This is a genomic window from uncultured Methanobrevibacter sp., assembly GCF_934746965.1.
Lineage (GTDB): Archaea > Methanobacteriota > Methanobacteria > Methanobacteriales > Methanobacteriaceae > Methanocatella.
Genome location: NZ_CAKVFS010000001.1, coordinates 128,009 through 153,138 on the forward strand (window position 1 = coordinate 128,009; position 25,130 = coordinate 153,138).

13 protein-coding genes, 3 tRNA genes and 1 other RNA gene are annotated in these 25,130 nt (G+C 29.3%); 11 read left to right on the forward strand and 6 right to left on the reverse strand.

The window, feature by feature from the left end:
- Nucleotides 1-17: 17 nt before the first annotated feature.
- From Q0984_RS00555 to Q0984_RS00575, 5 genes are all read right to left on the reverse strand, one after another.
- The gene (locus Q0984_RS00555; protein WP_299521991.1) at nucleotides 18-2,030 is read right to left on the reverse strand and encodes a cation-translocating P-type ATPase; all 2,013 of its coding nucleotides are present in this window, start codon (nucleotides 2,028-2,030) and stop codon (nucleotides 18-20) included.
- Nucleotides 2,020-2,370: a helix-turn-helix transcriptional regulator gene (locus Q0984_RS00560; protein ID WP_299521994.1), complete on the reverse strand. Its 351-nt coding sequence runs from the start codon at nucleotides 2,368-2,370 to the stop codon at nucleotides 2,020-2,022. The genes Q0984_RS00555 and Q0984_RS00560 overlap by 11 nt, the downstream gene beginning before the upstream one ends.
- Before the next feature lie 107 nt (nucleotides 2,371-2,477).
- Nucleotides 2,478-2,551 (reverse strand) — tRNA-Arg (locus Q0984_RS00565).
- A gap of 58 nt (nucleotides 2,552-2,609) precedes the next feature.
- Nucleotides 2,610-2,683, reverse strand: a tRNA-Arg gene (locus tag Q0984_RS00570).
- Between the two features lie 91 nt (nucleotides 2,684-2,774).
- Nucleotides 2,775-3,314 (reverse strand): endoglucanase, encoded by a 540-nt coding sequence (locus Q0984_RS00575; protein ID WP_299521997.1) that lies wholly within the window; start codon nucleotides 3,312-3,314, stop codon nucleotides 2,775-2,777.
- A 255-nt stretch (nucleotides 3,315-3,569) separates the two neighbouring features.
- On the opposite strand from Q0984_RS00575, the gene frhA reads away from it, so the two are divergent.
- The 4 genes from frhA to frhB are packed head-to-tail and all read left to right on the forward strand — an operon-like array spanning nucleotide 3,570 to nucleotide 6,974.
- Nucleotides 3,570-4,787, forward strand: coding sequence for a coenzyme F420 hydrogenase subunit alpha (gene frhA / locus Q0984_RS00580; RefSeq protein ID WP_299522000.1), 1,218 nt, complete (start codon nucleotides 3,570-3,572; stop codon nucleotides 4,785-4,787).
- A gap of 19 nt (nucleotides 4,788-4,806) precedes the next feature.
- A complete protein-coding gene (gene frhD / locus Q0984_RS00585) occupies nucleotides 4,807-5,280 on the forward strand; it encodes a coenzyme F420-reducing hydrogenase, FrhD protein (protein WP_299522003.1) in 474 nt (157 codons plus the stop codon).
- Entirely contained in the window at nucleotides 5,280-6,104 is an 825-nt protein-coding gene (frhG, locus tag Q0984_RS00590) for a coenzyme F420 hydrogenase subunit gamma (protein ID WP_299522005.1), read from the forward strand. Before frhD ends, frhG begins: the two co-directional genes overlap by 1 nt.
- A gap of 12 nt (nucleotides 6,105-6,116) precedes the next feature.
- Nucleotides 6,117-6,974 (forward strand): coenzyme F420 hydrogenase subunit beta, encoded by an 858-nt coding sequence (frhB, locus tag Q0984_RS00595; protein WP_299522008.1) that lies wholly within the window; start codon nucleotides 6,117-6,119, stop codon nucleotides 6,972-6,974.
- Between the two features lie 26 nt (nucleotides 6,975-7,000).
- On the opposite strand, the gene map is transcribed toward frhB, so the two are convergent.
- Nucleotides 7,001-7,921, reverse strand: coding sequence for a type II methionyl aminopeptidase (gene map, locus Q0984_RS00600; RefSeq protein ID WP_299522011.1), 921 nt, complete (start codon nucleotides 7,919-7,921; stop codon nucleotides 7,001-7,003).
- Between the two features lie 92 nt (nucleotides 7,922-8,013).
- Between map and Q0984_RS00605 the strand changes: the two genes are divergently transcribed.
- From Q0984_RS00605 to Q0984_RS00635, 7 genes are all read left to right on the forward strand, one after another.
- A complete protein-coding gene (locus Q0984_RS00605; protein WP_299522014.1) occupies nucleotides 8,014-8,415 on the forward strand; it encodes a hypothetical protein in 402 nt (133 codons plus the stop codon).
- A 9-nt stretch (nucleotides 8,416-8,424) separates the two neighbouring features.
- On the forward strand, nucleotides 8,425-8,952 hold the full coding sequence (locus tag Q0984_RS00610; protein WP_299522017.1) for a hypothetical protein: 528 nt from the start codon (nucleotides 8,425-8,427) through the stop codon (nucleotides 8,950-8,952).
- Between the two features lie 95 nt (nucleotides 8,953-9,047).
- Nucleotides 9,048-9,122: transfer RNA gene (locus tag Q0984_RS00615), tRNA-Met, on the forward strand.
- A gap of 14 nt (nucleotides 9,123-9,136) precedes the next feature.
- An RNA gene (gene rnpB / locus Q0984_RS00620) (RNase P RNA component) lies at nucleotides 9,137-9,418 on the forward strand.
- Nucleotides 9,419-9,815: 397 nt separating this feature from the next.
- Nucleotides 9,816-14,552, forward strand: coding sequence for a cobaltochelatase subunit CobN (locus Q0984_RS00625; protein WP_365906962.1), 4,737 nt, complete (start codon nucleotides 9,816-9,818; stop codon nucleotides 14,550-14,552).
- A gap of 159 nt (nucleotides 14,553-14,711) precedes the next feature.
- Nucleotides 14,712-19,187: a right-handed parallel beta-helix repeat-containing protein gene (locus tag Q0984_RS00630; protein WP_299522022.1), complete on the forward strand. Its 4,476-nt coding sequence runs from the start codon at nucleotides 14,712-14,714 to the stop codon at nucleotides 19,185-19,187.
- A 222-nt stretch (nucleotides 19,188-19,409) separates the two neighbouring features.
- Nucleotides 19,410-25,106 carry a NosD domain-containing protein gene (locus tag Q0984_RS00635; RefSeq protein ID WP_299522341.1) on the forward strand — a complete coding sequence of 1,899 codons (5,697 nt, stop codon included), beginning with the start codon at nucleotides 19,410-19,412 and terminating at the stop codon, nucleotides 25,104-25,106.
- Nucleotides 25,107-25,130 lie beyond the last annotated feature (24 nt).

Sequence of the window (25,130 nt, forward strand, 5' to 3'; positions counted from 1 at the left end):
AAATAGATAAATTTTATCTATTTTGCAAGTAATAAAGAGTTACCTACTACAAGTAATGTAACTCCCATATCTCCAATAAGAACTGCTTGCCATAGGCTGATATATCCGGCAATACCAAGAATCATCAATATTACTTTTACGATTAAACAAAATGCAACATTAAATTTAATTTTACCCATTGTTTTTTTAGATAAATCAACAAGTAAATTAATTTTTGATAATTTGTCTTCAAGTAAAACAATATCTGCTGTTTCAATAGCTACATCTGCACCTTCAAGACCCATAGCTATTCCTACATTTGCACGAGCAAGTGAAGGAGTATCATTTACACCATCTCCAACCATAGCTACATCATGTTGTTTTGAAACTGCATTGGAAACTATTTTAACTTTATCTTGAGGAAGTAAATCTGCATGGAAATCACTTAATCCGATTTCATCAGCTACTAATTTAGCAGTTTCACGGTTATCACCAGTAATCATTGTGGTTTTAATTCCTTTTGCATTAAGATCAGCTATTGTAGATGGGGTTTCATCTCTAATTTTGTCTTTTAATGTAATTAAACCGTAAATTTCATTTTCAGTTCCAATAATTACTGTTGTGCTCATTCCATTATTATCAACAGTTATATCTTGATTAAATAGTGTTTGTTTACCTACAAAGTAAGTAATACCATTTATATCTCCTTTTAAACCTTTCCCAGCTATTGATTCAAAGTTAGTTACTTCTTCTAATTCAATATCATTATCTTTTTTATATTGAACAAATGTATGTGCAATAGGGTGTTTGGATTTAGCTTCAATTGAACAGGCTATTTTAAGTAATTCTTCTTTTGAGTGTTCTTCATAAGTTTTAACTTCATTAATTTCAAGTTTTCCTTCAGTTAAAGTACCTGTTTTATCGAATAACACTTCTTTAATTCTAGCTAATTCTTCAACATATTCTCCACCTTTGATGATAATACCATTTTTAGTACCTTTAGTAATGGCAGATACTATAGATACAGGAGTGGATATTACTAATGCACAAGGACAGGAAATAACTAATAAAGTTAATGCTCTATAAGTCCAGTCAGTTATTGAAGCACCATATAATATTGGAGGTAAAATAGCTACTAAAATAGCTAATATTACAACAATTGGAGTGTAATACTCTGCAAATTTATCAATAAATACATCGATATGTGCTTTGTTTTGTTCTGAATTTTTAATTAATTCAATGATTTTAGCAAATATTGTATCATCATTGTCTTTATTTACTTCAATTTCTATGTAACCTTCTTCATTTATTGTAGATGCATAAACTTCATCTCCAATACTTTTACTTACTGCTAAACTTTCACCAGTAATTGAAGCTTGATTAACAGAGGTTGTTCCTTCAACAATAATTCCATCAACTGGGATTTTATCTCCAGGTCTTACAACAACAACATCACCAATTGCAATATCAGCTACTGCTTTTTCATGTTCGTGATCACCATGTTTTACCATAGCTGTATCTGGAGTTAATTTAACAAGTTCGATTAATGAGCTTTTAGATTTGTTTAATGAGTAATGTTCTAAATATTCACCTAAATAGAAAAGAATCATTAACATTGCACCTTCTTCTCCAGATTGAAGAAGAAATGCTCCAAAGGTAGCTATTGTAATTAATAGTTCAATTTTAACTTTTCCTTCAAATAAATGTTCAATTCCTTCTATTATAATATAGCGACCTACATATATTACAGCTATTAAAAAGATTATTTGACTTATAATAGGATCAACAATTTTAAACATTTCAAGAGCATAACCAAATGCTAAAAGTATGATTCCAATTGCAAAAATTCCTAATGGTTTTTTAGATTGTTCTACATCTACTTCTTTGTCAATATTTTCTAATAAATCAGCTTCACAAGCACATCCTGGTCCATGATCATGTCCACAACAGTCATCATCGTGATGATGGTGGTGATGTTCATGGGTATGATTATGCCCACAACAGTCATCATCTTCATGGTCATGATGATGTTCATTATGTTTAGTTTGCATATTCTTCGCCTTCTTTAAGGATATTGAGTATTTTCTCATCAATTAAAGAATAGAATATTTGTTTATTTTCTTTTCTGAATTTAACAATGTCACTATTCCTTAAATGTCTTAATTGATGTGATATACTAGATTGGCTCATATCAAGAAGTAATGATAATTCACAAACACATAGTTCACAATATTGTAGAGCTAAAATTATTTTTACCCTATTTGCATCTCCTAATATTTTAAAGAGACTGCATGTTTTTTGAATAATGTCATCTTCTTTCATTTTATGAGCAATATCATCAACAATATCAGTTCTGATACTTTTGATTTCACATATATCTTTTGAACTCATATGAACATATATTCATATGAACATATATAAAGTTTTTGCCCACCTTAAAATTTGACGAAAGCTATAGCTAATTATAAATAAAAAATTTTAAAAATAATGAAAAACAGCGGACTTGGAGGGATTTGAACCCTCGATCTTAAGATTAGGAGTCTTACGCCCTTCCAGACTAGGCTACAAGCCCATGTTAAAATATTGTTTAATAAATAAAATATATTTTAAAAAAAGTTTTTATAAGGATACGGACCCGCCGGGATTTGAACCCGGGGTCTTCGGATTAGAAGTCCGACGCCCTATCCAGCTAGGCTACGGGCCCTTATATACAACAATACTAAATTTTGTATGTTTTAGTATTTATAGTTATCTATATTTTCATTGAAAATTAAAAAAATAAAATGGATAATTAATTATCCTCTTCCAATAATGTCACCAGTATAAGCATCTATTTGGATACTATCTACTACTGAATTATCTTGGTCATATATGGGTACATAGTAATATCTACCAGATAATGATGGTTCTCCAGCATACCATCCAGATACTCCAATACATCCTGATGCTATTGATTTAGCTTGACTAGATGGAATAGGACTAGGGCTTGGAGAAGGACTAGGTTTAGGACTAGGGCTTGGGTTTGGAGAAGGATTTTTTGAGCTACCTCCACCATTTCCGTGTCCTGAGCCGGAACCGGATCCTGAACCAGAGCTAACACCACTGCCACTACCTGTTCCGGTTCCTCCATTTCCACTTCCATGACTGTTGGTACTTTGAGAATTGTGATGTGTTGTGTTATTTCCAATACCATTGCCAGAATCACCACTACCGGAATCTATACCGTGTAAGTTACTGAAAACTGGATTTTCACTATTTGTTATTCCGTAAGCAGCAACTCCTGCAGCAATACATATAACAACTATAATGGAAATTATTATATTTGATTTTTCCAAGGTATTACCTCCATTTTAATTCTATTTTAAATAATAGTAATTTGTACTATTTTTTTTACAATAATATATTATTAGATTTATATAACTTATAAAGTTAATCTAAGTATTAATTATTATATAATAATTTAATAAAAATTTTAATTTATTATATTTATATTTTTCTATTTATTATCTAAACCATATTATATATATGAACATTTTCTTAAATATTATATGTTAGTTTCTAATTATTTTTGAAAAAGAGAGGTGACACATTTGAAAGACAAAATAGTTATATCCCCAACATCTCGTCAAGAGGGACATGCGGAACTTGTCATGGAAGTCGATGATGATGGGATTGTTACAAAAGGTAGATATTTAAGTATAACTCCAGTTAGGGGTTTAGAAAAAATGGTCGCAGGTAAAAATCCTGAAACGGCACCTGTATTATGTCAAAGAATTTGTGGTGTCTGCCCAATACCACATACTTTAGCTTCTGTAGAAGCAATAGACCATTCTTTAGATATCGAAGTTCCTAAAGCAGGAAGATTATTAAGAGAAGCTACTTTAGCTGCACACAGTGTTAATAGTGCTGCAATTCATCATTTCTTAATTGCACCTGATTTTGTTCCTGAAGCAGATTTTACAACTGCTGTTAAAAGTGTATCTGCTGTTAGGAAAAACACTCAATATGTGGTAGATATGCTTGCAGGTGAAGGTATTCACCCTGCTGATATTAGAATTGGTGGTATGGCTAGGAATATTACTTCTGCTACAAAAGCTAAATTAATTGATAGATTAAAAGCATTTAAACCAGATCTTGAAAAACATGTTGAATTAATGAAAGAATTTATTCTTGCAAGAGAATTACCTGAAGGTTTAGGTGAAGTAAATGTACCACTTTTAGCATCTAGCCCATCATATGGTAGTCTTGATGAATTTGATTATGATAATTTCTCAGAAGTTTTACCTGAAGCTTGGTATGATGATCCAGAAATGGGTAAAAAAGCATGTACTACTATACCATTACTTAATGGTAAAAACGTTGAAACCGGTCCTAGAGCAAGGATGGAAAAATTCAATGGATTTAAAGGTAAAGGTGTAGTTGCTCAACATTTAGCTAGAGCTGAAGAAATGATACTTAATTATGATTTAGCTATTGAACTTCTTGAAGAAATTGATACTTCTGCTCCTGCTAGAGCAGATTATGATGATAGAGGAACTGGTAAATTAGGTATTGGTGTAGTTGAAGCACCAAGAGGTACTAATATCCACATGGCAACTGTTAAAGATGGTAAAACTCAATTTTACTCTGCTGTTGTACCAACTACTTGGAATATTCCAACAATGGGACCAGCTACTGAAGGATTCCACCACAAATTTGGTGCAGATGTTATCAGAGCTTACGACCCATGTTTATCATGTGCAACTCACGTAATGGTAGTTGATGATGAGGATAAAAGCATACTTAAAAATGATATGGTGAGAATATAAGGAGCTAGGGGGAAGTTATATGCCTTATCATGCAGAGACAATCGTAGTAGGATGCGGAAATATTTTATTTAAGGATGATGGTTTTGGACCAGTTGTGATTCATAAATTAGAAGAATATTTCGAAGACAAAGAAATGCCTGATGAAGTTATGTTTATTGATGCGGGAACAGGAGCAACACACTTTATTTTTTCTCTTCCTGATGAATATTGGAAAAAAGTTATTGTTATTGATGTTGTTGAGTTTGATGCTGAACCGGGGACTGTAAAAATATTTAGCCCTTATGATATGCCTAGAGGAAAATATGAAAATGTTCATTCTTGGCCTGTTGAAGAGCCTCTTCATGAGCTTGCTAAAGATTGTGAGGTAGTTATTGTTGGATGCAAACCTCAAGAGATTTCCTCTCCTGATGTTGAAATGGGTTTAACTGAACCTGTTGAAAAGGCAATTCCTGAAGCTATGGATATTATTTTAAAAGAAATCGGGGTAAAATAATGTTTGATAAAATTAAAAAAGCTTTCGGTGGTTCCAAGAAACCTACAGAAACTAAAAAAGTAGAATCTGCTCCTGAAGTTGAAAAAACAGCAGCTCCTGCAGCAGAAACCAAAAAAGAAACAGCAACTAATAAACCACGTATAGGTTATATTCACTTAAGTGGTTGTACTGGTGATGGAATGTCTTTAACTGAAAATTATGACATTTTAGATACTGTACTTACTGAAATGGTGGATATTGTATATGGTCAAACTTTAGTTGACTTATGGGAAATGCCAGAAATGGATTTATGTTTAATTGAAGGTTCTGTTTGTTTACAAGATGAACACAGTGTAAAGGAACTTTTAGAAGCTAGGGAAAAATCTGAATTGATTTGTGCATTTGGTTCTTGCGCAATTAATGGTTGTTTCACAACATTTGCACGTGGTGGACAACAAGCTCAACCTAAACATGAATCTTTCTTACCAATCAACTCATTAGTAAAAGTTGATGTAGCTCTCCCAGGTTGTCCAGTATCTCCGGAAATGATTGCAAAAACTATTGTTGCATTATGTAATGGTGATATGGAATACTTACAACCAGCTATTGATTTAGCAACTTGCTCTACTGCATGTGGTTGTGATGTATTAAATAACATTATCCGTCAAGGATTATGTTCTGGATGTGGAACTTGTGCTCTTGCATGTCAAACAAGAGCTATTGATATGGTAGAAGGTAGACCAAATATTAACAATGCTAGATGTATAAAATGTGGTTCTTGTTATGCAATGTGTCCAAGATCATGGTTACCTTTAACACAAATTAAAAAGGATACAGGACTTTAGGGGGATTTGATTATGGTATTAGGTACTTATAAAGAAGCTGTAGCAGCTAGATCAACTGATTCAAGAGTTCAAAAAGTAGCTCAAGATGGTGGTATTGCTTCTGCATTACTTATTTATGCATTGGAAAATAATATTATTGAAGGTGCTGTTGTAGCTGGAGATCCTGGTGATGACTGGGTTCCTGTTCCTGAAATAGCTACAACTGCTGAAGAAGTTCTTGCAGCTGCTGGAACTAAATATTCTATGTCTCCTAATGTATGGGGAATAAAAGAAGCAGCACGTCAATATGGTATTGAATCAATTGGAACTGTTGTTACTCCTTGTCAAATGCAAGGTATTAGAAAAATGCAAGCTTATCCATTTTCTACAAGATTTATTGCTGATAAAATTAAATTGTTAGTTGGTATTTTCTGTATGGAAAACTTCCCAATGGCTTCCATAGATACTTTTACTAAAGGTTTAATGGATGTTGACTTAGATAAAGTTACAAAAATGGATATTGGAAAAGGAAAATTCTGGATATATGTTGAAGGGGAAGATGAACCTAAAGGAATTCCAATTAAATCTACTCATGGATATGAGCAAGCTGCATGTAATGTCTGTAATGATTATGTTTGTGAATTTGCAGATATTTCAACTGGCTCTGTTGGTGCTCCAGATGGATGGTCAACTGTATTAACTAGAACTGATGCAGGTGTAGATATATTTTCTGCAGCTGTTGATGCTGGTTTAATTGAAACAAAACCAATAGATGATGTAAAACCTGGTCTTGGTTTACTTGAAAAATTAGCTAAAGGTAAAAAAGACAAAGGTAAAAAAGAAGTAGAAAGAAGAGCTAAAATGGGAGTTATGACTCCTACATATTACTAATTCTTCTTTTTATTTTTTTAATTTTTTTATAAAGTTGTAATTGTACAACCTTCTTTTTCAACAATTACTGTGTGCTCTTTTTGACTTACAAGACATCCTGATTTTTCTTTAAGTGGATGGTATGGGTAAATAGCCATTGCTTCAGATAATTGTTTTAATGATGCATTTAATCTGTTTTCTTTAAATTCTTCGGTTAACCATCTTCCAGAAAATGGTAAACTTGGATAATTATTTTTTATATGGGTTAATACATTTTTAGTGTGTTTTAATCTAAACGGTTTGTTAGCTAAAAATGAATAAATATATGTTCCTGGAGCATCATTTACAAATCCAATTCCATTAGTTGCAAATGGTTCAATAGCTACAGCTTGCCCTTCTTCTAAAACAGTTTCATCATGATTATCAATATTTGGAATAGAGATTCCTGCATGTAAATTGTATCTTTCTAAACTATGTCCTGTAAGATTAGCTATTGGATTTAATTTATATTCATTAATTGCTTCTTCAACAGCAGCTCCAATTTTACCTACAGTGACTCCTGCTCTAACTGTACTCATTGCAGCATCTAATCCTGCTGCTGATGCTTCAATAATGTCCTGCCTTAAATTTATTTCATCTTGACTAAATCTTTCATCTAAATTTTTACCAGTAGCCATTACTGTAATCGCAGAATCTGCAATGTATCCATCGATTTCGGTACCTAAATCTAATTTAACTAAATCTCCGGCATAGATTTTTGTTTCATCATTTAATGGGGAGGTGTAGTGTGCTGCTACTTCATTTATTGATACATTACATGGAAATGAAATGCCTGCTCCTTGTTTGATAGTTTCATTTTCTACAAATTCAACTAGGTCAAGTACTAATGTTCCTTCTTTAATCATTTTTGAGGCTTCTTCTCTTATATGGGAGAGAATTTTACCTGCTTTTAAATAAGAATCAATCATTTTAACAAACCTTTCTTAATTAATTATAATAATATTTATATACTTTATTTTATATTAATTATTAATATACTAAATTAATAATGGAGGCAATTATGGATATTCCAACAATACCTGATCAACTTTTCATTTTAATTATTTTAATTATAATTGCTCTTGTTGTGATTATTGTTGCTGCTCAATGGAAAAGTGTTGCTAAATCTAAATCTTCCATAGCTGTTCTTGAAAAAGAAATTGAGCTTAAGAAAATGTCAATGATTGAAAAAGACATAGAATCTAAACGTTTAATGGATAATCCTATTCCATTACCTCAAGAGCAACAAGACAGCCTTTCAGCTATAAGACAATCTACAACACAAGTAAGAAGTGAAGTTGGTTATTTACATAATGAAATTAATGAACGTTTAGCTCGTTTAGAAGCACAAACTGAACAGAAAAAATTAGAAAAAATGCTTAAAGAAATAGAAGCTAAAGAAGCCAAACTTAAAAAACAATAAGGTGATATTATGAATCCTATGGATGTTGTTGCAATTGTAATTTTAATAGTAGCTATTTTAATTTTAATGTATTTTTACTTACAAAGTAATCCTACATCTGTTCAAAAATTACGTACATATGTTCCAACTAGTGCAGATGCTCACATAGGGGAATTATTACATAATGAATCTAACTATGATGACTTATCTATGGAAAAAGATACAGTTGAAGAATCTAAAGAGGAAGAATCAATGAGTAAAAGAATTAAAATCAAATTAAGTGATATTGACATGTCAGGATTAAATACTGATGCATTTTCTAATAAAATTGATGCTTTTTTAGATGAAAAAAGTGAAGAATTAATTCAAAGTTGGGCATTAGCTACTACTAATGATTTAAAAGAGCTTGAAGACAGATTTGATAAAACAACACAATCTGTTGATGATTTGGAAAAAAGCTTTAAAAAATTCAAAAAATCTTCTAAAGCTTTCCAAAAAGAGACTGAGAAAAAATTAGAAGAAATTGATAAAAGAATTGAAAGTTTAGAAGATAATTAATCATTATCTTCCTTTTACTTTTATAGAAACATTTATATAGTGTGTTTCATATAATATATACTGTAGTTTTAAATTACTATCTTTTTTATTTGTATAGCAGGGTGGGGTAGTCTGGTGATCCCGCGGGGCTCATAACCCCGAGATCCCTAGTTCAAATCTAGGCCCTGCTACTTTTTATAATATGGCAAGTTAAAGACAGCTACTGGTTTTTTTAACTAAGGAAACTCCGCCCATCATTACAGACTATGGCGTTGAAAAACGTATACTGAGAAGTATGACTCTGGAGCAGAAACGACACGTCTTTTAATGGTTGACTATGATATTTAATTGAGGACATTGAAAGAATCGGTGAAACGGCCATTCCATAGGATGCAAGAACAAAGAGTGCTGATGATTACTGTAAGAGGCAAAAGTAGTTCGCTAAGATGAATGCTGTTAAACAGAAGGCGGGTTACTCTTAACATGCCATTATTTATTATTTAATATGTGTACTTTAATAATAAAGTAAATATTTAGTATTTTATCTACATGTAACTGCAGTTTTTGACTATTTTTTTAGCAATTATCTATTGCCTATAATATTATTGTTATTTTAAATATCTTTCATATTTTTACCACAATTTACTAATATTTTTTATTAAATTTTTACACTTGTTTAATTTAATCTGATTTTTTTGTGTTTTAGTTATGTCAAACTTTAGCAAGTTTTATATATTGTAAAGTATTATTTACAATTATAGTAAATATCTAAAAATATTGCTATGTCTTTGAAATAATTTATGGGAACAGGGGGTGAAAAGATTAAAATAGTAAATAGAAGAGCATTGTTTATTTTTTGTCTATTAATAATGTTTATTATTACAATGGGTATGGTATCTGCAACTGATTTGAATAATACTGAATCAACAACAGCTGAAACTTATAGTGTTGATATGAATCAAGTTAACAATATTTATTTCACTGATATAGTTTCATATAGTGGTGGGGACAGTAGTATTGATATTCACACTAAAGATTCCTACAATCCAGATACAAAAACTTGGGTTGAAAATGGGGTAGATTTATCAGATGTTGATATTAAAGTTTTAGATTCTTCAAATAATATTGTATTTGTTGGTAAAACTGGTGCTGGTGGAGCTTATTCTATAGGTAGCTTAGCTCCAGGTAACTATAAGGTTCAACTTAGTTATTCTACTTATGAGACTCATACAGAAAATGTACATCTTGGTAGTCATGCTTCTGTTTTAGTTGATTATATGTTTGTTCCAGATATCATGCTTCTAGTATCATATAATGCTCACTCAGAAAAGGTAGATTATTTAATGAATTTATCTAAAAGGGTTGCATATATAAGTACAACTGATTATGACAAGACTAGAGAATGGTTATTAGAGTATGCTAACTTTATTCATGTAGATATGTTTGCTGAAGGTTATAGTGTTTTCACTTCTCAGGTATTAAAAGATTTATTAAGTTCTTCACCAGCGAATGCAAATTATAATGTTGCTTATACTTTTGGTGTTTATACTAAGGAAATATTTAAAAATATAGGTATTCATTTTGTAGGAGCAAGTGAATCTAATAATTCTTTTAACACTATTGAAAATACATATATTGGTTCTTATTTCCAAGCTCATGATATTGCTAATTCTTTGGTTTTAAAATCAAATATGGAGAATTATTTAAAATATGTTTATTATTTAATTAATCCTCAAAAATACACTAATCCTACACTTAAAGAAGATGGAGCTCCTCAAATAAGTCCTGAATGTGGATTTTATCATCCTGATATAGGAATGTTCTCAGTAGTTCCAACTGCTAGTGAAATTAATCATTGGATTTTATCAAATCCAGGATATAATGATGATAATAAGGGAAGTTTAAATTGGATGACTAAAGAATATCAAAATTGGGTGAATGGTGAAATAAATCCTACAGAATTATTCAGACAATTTGAAAATAAATATATGAATCTTAAGAATCCAGAAACTAAATTTATAGCTATTGCATCATATTACTGTGGTGGGGATGTTGTGGATGCTTTAATTAGAGCTTATGAAGCAAGTGGAAGAGCAGCTTTTAATGTATTTAAAACTGGTACTACTCCATCTATGTCTTCAATATTATTAAGTATAACTCAAACTTCCCAAATAGGCATATCTGGAATAGCTTCTTTATACAGTTGGTCTTTGGCTTATGGTAACGGTTCTGCAGAAGATGATTTGTCTAAAATTAATTTAACAGTTGTTAAAGGTTTAGTGGATATTTCTCAAACTAGTTTCGATAGTGAAGTTGGGGCTCAAATGGAGTGGACATATTCAGTTTCTGTTCCTAGTTTTGAAGGAGTCTTTGGTCCTGTTATTTTATCATATAAAGATAATATGGGTAAAGTACATGTTGTGCAGTCTGGTATAGAAAAAATGGTTAAAATGACTACTGGATGGGCTGATTTAAAAGATATGGATAATTCTTCTAAAGTTATTTCCATTGTATTGTATAATTATCCACCAGGTAAAGCAGAGATTGGTGCATCTTATTTAGATATTTTCCAAAGTGTTCATGATTTACTTGTAAAATTATATGATTCAGGATATGATATTGGAATGGCTAAATCAGATATTCCTTCTGTTGATGATTTATCTGATTTAATTGTAGAAATGGGTAACAAAGGTACTTGGGCTCAAGGTCTATTAAATAAATATGTTGAAAAATACTGGAATCAATTAAAAGAACATAATCAATTAATTTCATTAGATGAGTTTAATAAGTTGACTTCTGATATGAACAAAACATTATTTAAACAAATGGTTGATCGTTGGGGTTCTGGACTTGGAGAAATAATGGTGTATAATGATACATATATTGTAATTCCAGGTATGTGGTTTGGTAATATCTTTATCACTTTCCAACCAAGTAGAGGTTGGGAGGAAGTTCAAAATTATCACGATTTGACTTTACCGCCTCATCAACAGTATGTTACATTTTATAAATGGTTAGATAAGACTATTGATTGTGATGCAATTATTAACTTAGGTACTCACGGTACTGTAGAATGGTTACCTGGTAGGAATGTTGGTGTTCATGAAGGTGATTGGACATTTGAGTTAACATTAACTCCCACTATATATCCATATATTGTATCTAACCCTGGGGAAGCTATGGTAGCTAGAGATAGAATAGGTTCTATGATGATTACTCACATGACTCCAGCTATGGTAATTTCTGCATTATATGGTAATTATACTACATTATCTAATTACATTGATCACTATAATGAACAAGTGAAAAATAATGTTTCAGCTAATGCTGAAGAATATAAGAAATTGATCATAGAATTAGCTCCAACTTTAGGTTTTGATAAACCTGTTGATGGTCAAAGTTTTGATAACTGGCTTGAAGGTTTACATAATTACTTAGATAGTTTAGAAGATGATTTCAACACTTTTGGGTTACATACTATTGGTAAAGTTTTAAATGGTACTGAGCTTATTGAAGAAGTTATAACAATAACAACTTCAAGAACTGAAGTTTACACTCAAATATTGCATCATCTTTATCCTGAATTAAAAAATAAGGATTTCTATGATGATATTAAAGGTAATCGTCAGTATGAAGGTCAAAAATTAGCTGTAATGAATTGGTTTAAGTTATTTGTTGAAAAACTTGTAAATGGTGAAGGTAGTGTTAAACAATTAGCTGCAATGAATGAATTTAAAGTTTATGATACTTCTTCTGAGTTGTATGAATCTTTAGTATTTGCTTCAAAAGTTATTTCTCAAATACAAAACAATAATGAATGGGATGCAATATTAGGTGCATTATCTGGTAGTTATATTACTGCAGGATTATTTGCAGATCCTGCTTACAGTGATTCAATACCTACTGGGCATCTTGGTTACAGTTCTGATGCTTCTAAAATGCCTTCTGAAGCAGCTTATGAGTCTGCTGTAAAGATTGTGGATTTGCTTCTTGCAAATTATTATGAACAACATGGTGAATGGCCTGAGCTTACAGCTTTAGTATTATGGGGTACTGAAATATTAAGAACTGAAGGTATTGGTGTTGCAGAATTTATGTATTTCCTTGGTTGTAAACCAATTTGGTCTAGATCTGGAAATATTACTGGTGTTGAGTTAATTCCAATTAATGAATTAACTGTAAAATTAAGTAATGGTTTAGTGATAAATAGGCCTAGGGTTGATGTATTTGCAAGTATGGTTACAAGTAACACCAAATGGATTAGCTTAATGTTAAATGCTGTTAATTTAGCTTTAAACTCAAAAGATGATGATATTTCAAATAATTTCTTGAAAAAACATTATGCAGAAAATCCAATGACTGATAGGTTGTTTGGTCTTCCGGGTGCTGTTTTAGAGGGTACTGGTATGAATTCTCTTATACCTAATACTGCAAATTGGAATATTACAACAATTAATGCTGATTTAGCAGAAATTTATCTTAATAGGGTTTCATATTCATGGACTCTTGATGAAAAAGGTAATATTGTTATTAATAATGAAAGAGCAAACTATGAATACTTGTTAGGTAAAGTAGATTTAATTACTCAAAACTTTGATAGTACATGGAGATTCTTGGATTCTGATGATTACTATGATTGGTTTGGTGGTTTATACAATGCAGCTAAACAATTGGGTGCTAATCCAGATACAGGATTTGTAGATATAAGGAATAAAAATGAGTATATTGTTAGGACTTATGAAGATGAACTTGAATTTGAAATTCGTAGTACTATGTTAAATCCATTATTTATTAATTCATTATTTAATACTAATGCTGGACAATTATCTTATGCTGCTAAAATGCAAAATTTATATGGTGGTTTAATTGTAGCTAATATTAAGTTAAATACTCAGTTAGGTAATGATATTGCTAATACATATATTGGTCTTGCAGATAGGGTAAATAATGTTGTTCAAGCAGCTGCTTGGCAATCTATGGCTGCTTGGATGATGTATTTAAATTATCAAGGTAAATGGGATGCAAGTCCAGAGTTAGTTACTAAATTAGCAGATAATATGATTAAAATGGCTATTCAGTATGGTGTTGCTTGTTGTCACCACACTTGTAAAAATTTAGACTTCAACATGAAGCTTATACAATCCAGTTCATTATCTGCTTCTGAAAAAGCTAAGTACTCTCAAATATTAGCTGAAGCTACGTTAACTGATCCAATCTTCGTTGATGATTCATCTACTAATAATCCAGATGATTCAAAATCAGATGAATCAAATAATGATACTAAAGATGATAATCAAGTGTTAATTAATGGAACTGATAATAATGAGCAGGATAGTAATGGTGAATCTGGTGGTGCAACTGCGGCAGGATTAGATACTTCTATAAATCCTAGTGATGCTAAGTCTCCTTCATCTCAATCTAAAGGTGATTCATCTCAATCAGATTCTAAGGGTAAATCTTCATCTAATGCTTATGAAGTTTCTAAAAGTTCTACATCTAAATCTGCAGCTGGTCAGTCTAGTACTCCTATTATACTTATTATTGCAGTAATATGTTTAATTGCAATATTTGTTGTTGGGTATGCTAGAAACAAAAATAATAATGATGATGACGAATATTAAGTTATTATCTTTTCTTTTTTTTTAATTTTTTTTATTTTTGTAGTAATTTTTAAATATTTTTTCTTACCATAAATAAAATTATAATGTATTTTTTGCAAGGTACATTTTATTTAACTTTGCTTAATTTATATTTAAATATAATAATACTAATGTGGTAAAATGGTGAAAAATATTAAATTTTCTTTAATTTTATTATTATTAATTTTTGTATCTTTAAGTGCAGTTAATGCTGCTGAAGATGTTAATGCAACTGTTGATGATAATATAATTACTGACGGTATGATATCTTATGAGCCAATTAGTTATGATCGCTTTTCTGATAGTGATATTATAACTCAATCTATGTCTCATAAAGTAAGTTCCTCTAATTATGATACTTATTTTGATGATGAAGGCTATCTTAAAGGTTCTTCAGTTCAAAATGGGGATACTTTAAATTTAGATGGAACATTTAATGATAAAAAATTTATTTTAAATAAAGAACTTAACATTGTAGGTACTTCATCTAATAAAATGTATGACTGTAGTGTTGTTCTTTTAAAAGAAGCTTCTGGGAGTTCAGTATCTCATTTAAACATTGAAAATAATGGTTATGATCTTCAAGGAATATTTCTTAATGAAGTTACTAAATGTAATATTTTTAATAACAAAATAAATAATACTGGACCAAGTTGTTTCCCAATAGCTGTAAATCCAGGTTCTACTTATAATAATATTACTAATAATATACTTGCTAGTTATGGAGCAACTTATGGTCATGGTACTAGATCTACTTCTTTAATTGTGCTTGGTGGTGCTCATCATAATTATATAGCTAATAATTATTTAGTAACTGAAGATGCAAATGCAATTTATTTATCTTCTTATGGTGGTGGAAGTTTTGTTGGAGCTATATCTAATTATAATGTTATTTTCAATAACACTATAAAAGCAAATATTATTCCAACTTCATGGAATTATGCTATTCAGTTAATGGGTAATTATAATACTGCAGACTCTAACACTATTATTGGTACTTTCAGATCAGTTTCATCTACTGGTGTTGGAACTACTGTAATTAATAATAAAATTATTAATGCTACAGGTAAAGATCACAATACTAATAAAACTGTAGGTGGAGATTATGCTATTGTGGTTAGTAATTATTCCGTAGTTTCCAATAATATTATTCAAAATGCATTACTTAATGGTGCAGGAATATGTGTAGGGGAATACTCTAATGTAACTGATAATGTTATTGATGTTCATGGTAAAGCTTATGGTGTTCAAGCAGAAGGTAATTATGTTTTAATTAAAAATAATGATATAAAAACTAATAATTCTGCAGGTATTTATCAAATGGGACAATATGATTATTTAACAGTTACTAATAACAATATAGTTTCTAATACTGGTGTTGGTATTTTACTTAAAAAACAATCTAGTACAAAATTCCCTGCAAATGTTGTTATTACAGATAATAATATAACTACTTCTAATCAATATGCAGTTGATGCTGCTGAAGCAGATAAATCTACTTACACAATTAAAAACAATAATTGTCATGGTTCTAAAATTTTAACTCCTGAGGGTGTTGTTGACCCATCAAAACCAGCATATGTATTTAATGGTACAGTTTATACTGTAACTGTAGATAATTATAATAATTTCTTTGATGAAAATGGTAATTTAAATTCAAATATTAAAATGAGAGACACTTTAAACTTTGTTGGAACTTTCAATGATAAAATAATGCTTATTACTGAAGGTATTAAAATTGTTGGTAAAAATGCTGTTTTCAATAACTCTATGTTTAAAGTAACTGCATCTCATGTATGGATTGAAAATATAACTATCAATAATAAAAAATCATCTTCTACTAATAGGTGGGGAATTAATGTTGTTGATACTAATCAAGTTATGATTTTAAATAATAATATTAGTGTTATTGATCCAAATGCAGCATATGCAATTTATATGTATAGGTCAGGAAATGTTGAAGTAGTAAATAACACTCTTTACTCTCATGGGGATTATTTAACTTACACTTTACTTGGTTATGGTGCTGAAAATTGTGTTATTTCTGGAAATGTAATTAATACTTTAGGAACTGGAATATTACATTTATATGAATCATCAAAATGTATTGATGGTAAAAATGATGTTAAAGAAATTTTCAGAACTTATGGTATTTTAATGCTTTACTCTTCTGATAATGAAGTATTAAATAATAATGTAACTGTTAAATCTTTAGTAAATCAATCCAGAGCTACTGTTAATGGTAATTTCTCCACTAACTCTTTAGTTGGTATTGATTTCTACTTTGATTCAAGTAACAATATAATTTCTGGAAACAACATTCTTGTTGAAGGTAAAGATAATTATGTATATGGTATGGGCGTAATTGGGGCTGAAACTGGTTCTGGATCATCTAAACATTCTTCAAATAATAAATTCCTTGATAATGATGTAAAAGTCATTGGTAGTTACTTTGCAACTGGTATCATTATAGGATATAATTCTGCAAACACTTTAATCCATAATAATGATGTGGAGATTTCAGCAGACAATTTAATTTATGGTATTACTTTAGAAATGTCTCAATATTCTAATGTTGTAAATAATAGAATTAATTCCAAAGCAGAAGTTATTTATGGAATAGAAGCTTATTCTTCTAACAATAATAAAATTTCTGGAAATATTATCTCTGGAACTGGAAAGATGGTTTATGGATTTGCAGGTTATGCATCATGTAACAACATTATTTCTAACAATAAAATAACTTCAAATGGTAATGGTAAATCAATTTCATTTAAAAACTTTGATTCAATCAAAGAAGGAAATGCAGGAATTCGTTTTGTAGCTATTTCAACTGGTAATGTAATTGATAATAATGAAATAGTGTCTAATATTGGATATGCAGTTGATTTTGATGCTAAAGCTATTAATAACACAGTTACTAACAATTACTTAGTTGGAAAAGCAGGTAGTGGAAACGACGGAGTAAATAATAGTAAAAACAATATTGTATCTAACAATTACAGATATACTTTTGAAGATATAGTATTTGGAGATGTAACTGTATCTTATTTAGATGCTGCAACTATTAAGATAACTGCTAAATTACCATACACTGGAGGAGTTGCTGCTAAAGCTACTTTCTATATTAATGGTGTAAAAATTGGAGATGCTGTTTTCAATAATGGTGTAGCTACTTTAAAATATCAATTAAATGCATCTTATGTTCCTGGATATTATTCAGTTACAGCAATATTATCTAAAACCAATTATAAATCAGTTAATGCAACTGCTAACTTAATAGTAACTAAAGGAAAATTAAACATTAAATTTGATGAAGTAGTTGGAAAAGCAGGTTCTTCAGTTTACTTCACAGCTATTGTTAAAAATAGTTTAGGTGAAGCTGTAAAGGGAATCACTGTTGAATTCTATAGAAGTGGAATATATGCTGGAAAAGCAGTTACTGATGAAAATGGGGTAGCTAAACTCATTTTCAAAATACCAACTTCATTTAAAGGTTCATATGCATTATCAGCTAATGCAACTGGAAATAATTGTTATTTAGACAGTTCCATTGCTTCAAAATTAACTATTGGGGACATGGTTTACACTGTAATTTCAATTAAAGATATTATAATGTATTATCGTGATGGAACCCGTTTAGAAGGAACTCTTAAAGATTTAGATGGTCATGCAATTGCTGGAGCAACTGTATCTATAACTATTAATGGAATAAAATATAGTAGAGTAACTGATGCTAATGGTAAATTTTCCATGGCAATTAATCTTAATGCAGGTAATTACTCAGTATATGTCAAATTTGATTCAAATAATAAACAATCTGGAAGTGAAGCTAATTCTAATGTCTTAATTAAATCTACTATTGCTAGTAGGGATATTATTAAAATGTTTAGAAATGACACTCAATACTTTGCAGTTTTCCGTGATTCAAATGGTAATTTATTAAAAAATCAGGATGTTAGATTTAATATTAATGGTGTATGGTATACTCGTACAACTAATGCTGTAGGTACTGCTCGTTTAAACATTAATTTAAATCCGGGTACTTTCATTATTACTGCTGTTAACTCTGTTAATGGAGAACAAGTAGGTAATAATATTACTGTCTTATCTTTATTTAAAGAAAATAATGATCTTGTAAAATACTTTAAAAATGATTCTCAATACAAAGTTAAAGTAATTAAACAAGACGGTAGTGTTGCAGGTGCTGGTGAAGAAGTAACCTTTAATATTAATGGTGTCTTTTATAAACGTACTACTGATGCTAATGGTTATGCTACTTTAAAAATTAATTTAAATCCTGGAAATTATATTATAACTGCAATGTACAAAGATTGTATGGTTTCTAATAAAATCACTGTTAAACCAATTTTATTTGCTAGTGATTTAAGCATGAAATATCATGATGGCAGTAAATTTAAAGCTACATTACTTGATGGACAAGGTAAACCTTATGCTAATCAAAATGTAACTTTCAACATTAATGGTGTATTTTATAATAGATTAACTGATTCCAATGGTATTGCAAGTTTAAATATTAATTTAATACCTGGTAAGTATATTATTACTTCTACATTTAATGGTGCAGCTATTTCAAACACTATTACAATTGCTTAAGTGAATAATCTGTTTATTCACTTATTTTTTTTCTTTTTTATGTACTTTTTAATTATTTTTTATTTTTATCTAATCTTGTTTTTTGAAGTTGTATAAATATTTAAATAGGATTGTTGTCATATATTTATAACATAGTCAATTTTAGCGTATTTTTATTCTATTTTATTGGACTATACTTTATTTAATAACTTGAAAGGAGGTGAAAATATTAAAAAGCAAACTATATGGGGTTTATTATTAATATGTTGCTTTATTTTATCATTAAGTGCAGTTAGTGCATCTGATGTGGATAATTCTACTGTTGATTTGAACTATGAAAATGTAGCTATTAGTCAGGAAATTAATGAAAATAGTAATGTAATTAGTAATAATAATATTATTTTAAGTCCGGTCATTGGAGGTAAGGTTGTTGAAATTAATCAAAACAATTATGATAATTATTTCTACAAATTTACTGGTGATATTAAGGAAGATTCAGGTATTGAATCTGGTGATGTTTTAAAAATAGGTAATATATCTAACAGAGGATTTGTTATTGATCGTCAGCTTACTTTAATGCCTTTAGATGACACTTCTAAAATTTCAAATGGTTTTATTCATTTAGTTAAAGGTAGTGATGGATCTACAGTCTCAGGACTCACAATCAATAATACTAAAGGTTCTTTATCTATTAATGGTATATATGTAGGTCAATTACAGGGAATCTGGTTAACTAGGTCTAATAATAATACTATATTTAACAATACAATTAGGATAGCTAATGCTTCAGGTGTTTATGCAATGCCTATGGGATGGTCTAGTTATAATAAAATTCTTTACAATGATATGAGTACTTATGTTACTTGTGTGATGGTTATGGGTTCATGTCATTATAATTTAATTTCTCATAATAAATTGGAAACTTTGGATTATAATGATTTGATAGTTAGTAATTTAATTTACTTTAATCCTTTTGGTCATGCTGATTATGGTGGATCACCTTTGTGTGTAGGTAATACTATCTCATACAATTATCTTAAAGCTTTTTGTAATGGTGCAATGTCTATTGTTTTACAATTAGTTTATGATAATCATGTTAATACAACTATTGCTAATAATACTATTATCAGAGGTAGTTATGGTATTAATTTATATTCTGATAATGCAGTAATATATAATAATACAATTATTCAAAGTAGTGGTGGTATATCTGCAATGGGTAAGGATATATCAGTTACTTATAATAATGTATCTGGTGTTAGTCAAGTACATGGTATTTTAGTTTCTGGTGAAAAAGGTTATTCAGCTATTGTAGCTCATAATAATGTTACCTTTGTTGATCTTGTATTTGGTATTGGTGTATCTAATTATACTGAAGCTTTTAATAATACTATTAATATTAAGAATTATGGTATAGGTATAAGTATTACAGATATTTGTTCTTATGTTCATGATAATAGAATTAAAGTTAATCATGATGATGGTATGACATTTATTGGATCTAACAATACTATGTCAAATAATATAATTGATACAAATGCTAGAGGTATATCTATAACATCTACATCTAATGTAAAAAGATATTATTATAATAATATTTTGAATAATGTTATACGTAGTGAAAGCTATGGTATTTTCATTAAAGGTTTGATTTATAAGACTACAATATCTGGTAATGTAATTGAAACTAATGCTAGTGTAGGTATCTATAAAGAAATTACTGATGAAATTGCAGATAATAACTCTGATAATATGATTAATGGAGTTATTTATGATTCAACAGCTTTAGTTATTAATGATGATAATTTTTACCATTATTTTGATGAAAATGGTTATTTAAATTATACTTTTGAAGCAAATAAAACTAAGGTAATATTCTTCACATTTTTATCTAATAAAGATGTTTTCTTTGTAGAGAAAATTAATGTTATTAGTAACAAACAAAATAATTTATTATTTAATGTTACTCTTTCATTTAGTGGAGATGCTAGCGGATCATTAATTAGGGACTTTAATTTCTATAATATGAATAAAGAAGCTATTATTTTAAATGGTGTAGATGATATTACATTTTCTAATAATAATATAACTTTGATATTAAAGGATAAAAGTCCTGTTAATTCAGCTATTTCTGTTATTGATGTATGTAATAATATAAATATAAAAAATAATAATATTTACGTTAATTCAAAAGCATCTTATGCTTATGCTATTAGTATACCAGCTTACAATCCTTCAAGATTGAATTATAATAAAGCATTGTCTTCCGGATTTAAAATTACTGGAAACACAATTATTATGATAGGTACTGGTGTAACTGAGGGTATTTATAGTGATGTTTTAACTGAAAGTGAAATTACAGGGAATAATATTAACATTATTTCTGATGGTGCTGCTTATGGTATTGCAAGTTGTAATGTTATTGGAAAACCTCATGATTTGAACATTTCAAATAATAATATTGTTATTCATTCTAAAGGTATGGCATATCTTATTGAGTTACATATAAATTATAATGTCACTCTTGTAAATAATTATCTTTATGCTAATTCTAATGGTGTTTATGGTATTGGCATATACATGTCAGATAACATTTCCATTATAAATAACACTTTTCATATCTTTGGAAAAGATTTATCTAAAATTACTGAAAATCATGATGTGTTAGGTATTGGACAAGGAGCTATTGGAATAATTAAATTTACAAATAATACAAATATCTCTGGAAATTTAATTTATGCTAATGTAACAATTCCAATATTTATAGAGAATAATACTTCTATTATTGAATTTGGTAGTACATACTATGTTATTGATGATAATAATTATGGAAAATATTTTAATAACAATATAAATTCTAATATTATTCGTAATAATGATGTTTTGTTATTAAATAACTTAACTAAAGGTCAAACTTTAATAATTAATATTCCAATTAATATCACAAGTTACAAAGAAAATGTTACTTCTATTGTAAATATAATTCTTAATAGTGGTTCTTCATCAGCAAATATTACTAATTTAACTTTAATTAACTCTACAATAATTTTAAACAAGGTTTCTAAAGTTTATGTTAAAAATAATAATTTAACAAATTCTACTGTAAATGTTGTTGGTGGTAGTGATAATTATATAATTAATAATACTTTTTCTGGTGAAAATTGTGATGCATTTATTAAATTAATTGATACTTCTTTAGGACATGTAATTTCTAATAATATGACTTTTAATAATGTTAAAACACTCATAATTATTAAAAATTCTAAAGATTCAGAAATTGCTTACAATATTCTTGTTGGAATGGCTAATTATGTTGTTAATTCAATTGATTCAAGCTATACTAAGTTTAATCATAATAATTTAACTATTAGTGGATATTCTATATTCGGATATTATGGAGATAACTCTGCATTTGATTCAATATTGTATAATGATATCAATATTATTGGAATGGCAAAAACTACTAATCAGGCAGCTATTTATTTCACTGGTAACTCTGCAAGTAATACTGTAGCTCATAACAATATATTTTCTTACTCAGTTAATGGGGATGATTATGCAGTTATAATAATAGCTAATGAGAATTTATTTAATAAAGTTATAAATAATTATCTTATTAGTGGTAATGGATCTAAACGTGCAAATGGTGCAGTTTATGCATTGTATGATTTAGTAATAGATAATACTCCTTTTAAAATCTATGTTACTGTTGATGGTAGTGATATTACTGGAGATGGTAGTGAAGAACACCCTTATGCTTCATTAGCTTTTGCATTAAGTAAAGCTTTAAATCATTGTATAATTTACTTAGGTGATGGTGTATTTATAGAATATAATTTAATTATTGATAAAAATGTCACTATTTGTGCTATTAATCCTGGTAAAGTAACTATTGATGCAAATAATAATCAATTATTTACTATATTAGCTAATGGTACTTTGTCAATTAATGGATTATGTGTAGCTAATGGATATAATGTTATTGGCGGATCATTGTTTATTAATTATGGTACATTATACATTAATAATTCCATAATCTGTAACTCTTCTTCTTACTTTGATAATAGTAATCCGGTATTTGTAAATAAAACTGTTGATAGTCGTGGTAATGAGTATTGGTATACTGTAGACTGTAAAAATACAGGATTGGGTGGAGCTATATTAAATTATGGTAATTTAATTATTAATTCTACAGAATTATTCGGTAATTATGGTCATAAAGGTGGAGCAATAGCTGATTTTGGTAAAACAATTATTGATTCATCTATTATTCATGATAATCAGGGTGTTCATGGTGGAGCTATATATACTGATTCAGTTAATGAGTTTAATATCTATAACACATTATTCTACGGTAATCTTGCTGTTATTGATTTAACTCATTGTTATATTCAAAAATATTCAACTGGATGGTCTATTGACGCTGGTACTAATTATGAGTATAGATCAGTATGTGATGTTTCTGTAGGCTCTGGTGGTGCAATTTTTAATAAAAATACAGCATTAAATATTTTTGATTCAGTATTCTTCCAGAATAATGCATATAATGGTGGAGCTATTGGAAGTATTTCAAATTATGGAGAATATTCTACATATAAACCAAAAGCTTCATTATATATAAGTAACTGTTTCTTTGTTTATAATGTAGCTAATTCAACATTTGTGGATGGTTCTTCATTAAATAATAATTATTTATATAAGAATTATGCAGATGGTGGAGCTATTTATGGAACTTTTGATAAATTTACATTTAAAGATTCCACATTATCTTATAATAAAGCAGTAAATGATGGTGGAGCATTATATGTTCAAGCAAATGATGGACGTATTGATGGTTCTATAATTACTCATAATCGTGCAGGAGGTTCTGGAGGTGCATTATGTATTTCTAATAACTTCTTAATAACTAATACAATTATAAGTAATAATTCAGCAACTTATGGTGGAGCTATTAGTTATAGTTCATATGTTTATTATGGTCATACTCAGAATAATTTGAATATCTTTAATTCAACTATTTCTGATAATAGTGCATTGGAAGAAGGTGGTGCATTTTCATTAGGTGCAGCTAATGTTGTAATTCATAACTCCAATATTATGAATAATCATGCTCCTAAAGGTTCTACTTTCCAAGCTAGAGATTCTCATTTGTATATTGATGCAAGACATAATTATTGGGAATCTTGGATTGATAAAAAGCATTCTAAACCTGGAGTTCTTGATGATTCAGTTTGGAATTTAAATGATAAAATTATATGGAAGCCATTTTCTAGAACTATGATTAAATGGTGGCCTACTATTGTCCAACCAGATAATCCAAATGATGATAATCCATCTAAACCTGGTAATGATAATAATCCAGTATCTCCACCTTCAATTATCAATACAAAACCTAGTTGGAGTACTAATCCGGATATTGGAAGGCCAGGTCATAATGGTCCGGGTGGTCAAGGTCCTACTGGTCCTGCTGGTGGGCCTGGAGGTGATGGTTCTAATCTAGGTCCGGGCGATGGTGGAATATATGGTCCTGCTGGTGGACATGAAGTAAATGGTACTGATCCTAAAGGAGATAGTGTTCAAGGTAATAGCAGTCAATCTGAAGGAACTCCAAACATGGACCATGGAGTTAATGGCAGTTTAGATATTAATAGTTTAAGCCAAATTAATAGTGCTAATGCTCAAAATTTAGCTACTGTAGGTTTAACTGCAAATGCTGCTTCATCAGCTAGTTCAAGTTCTTCTGGTGCTGGTGGTTCTCAAAGTTCTTCCAGTTCAAGTTCATCTAGTGATAGTTCTAAATCTTATGAGCTTGATGAAAAAGATGTCAATAAACAATTAGATGATCCAAACACAATATTTACATTTATTGGTTTAATTATTGTTCTTATAATCTGTTTGTTCATTGGTTACAAACACAGAAAAGATAAGGATAATGAATAATTAAACCATCTTTTTTTCTTTTTT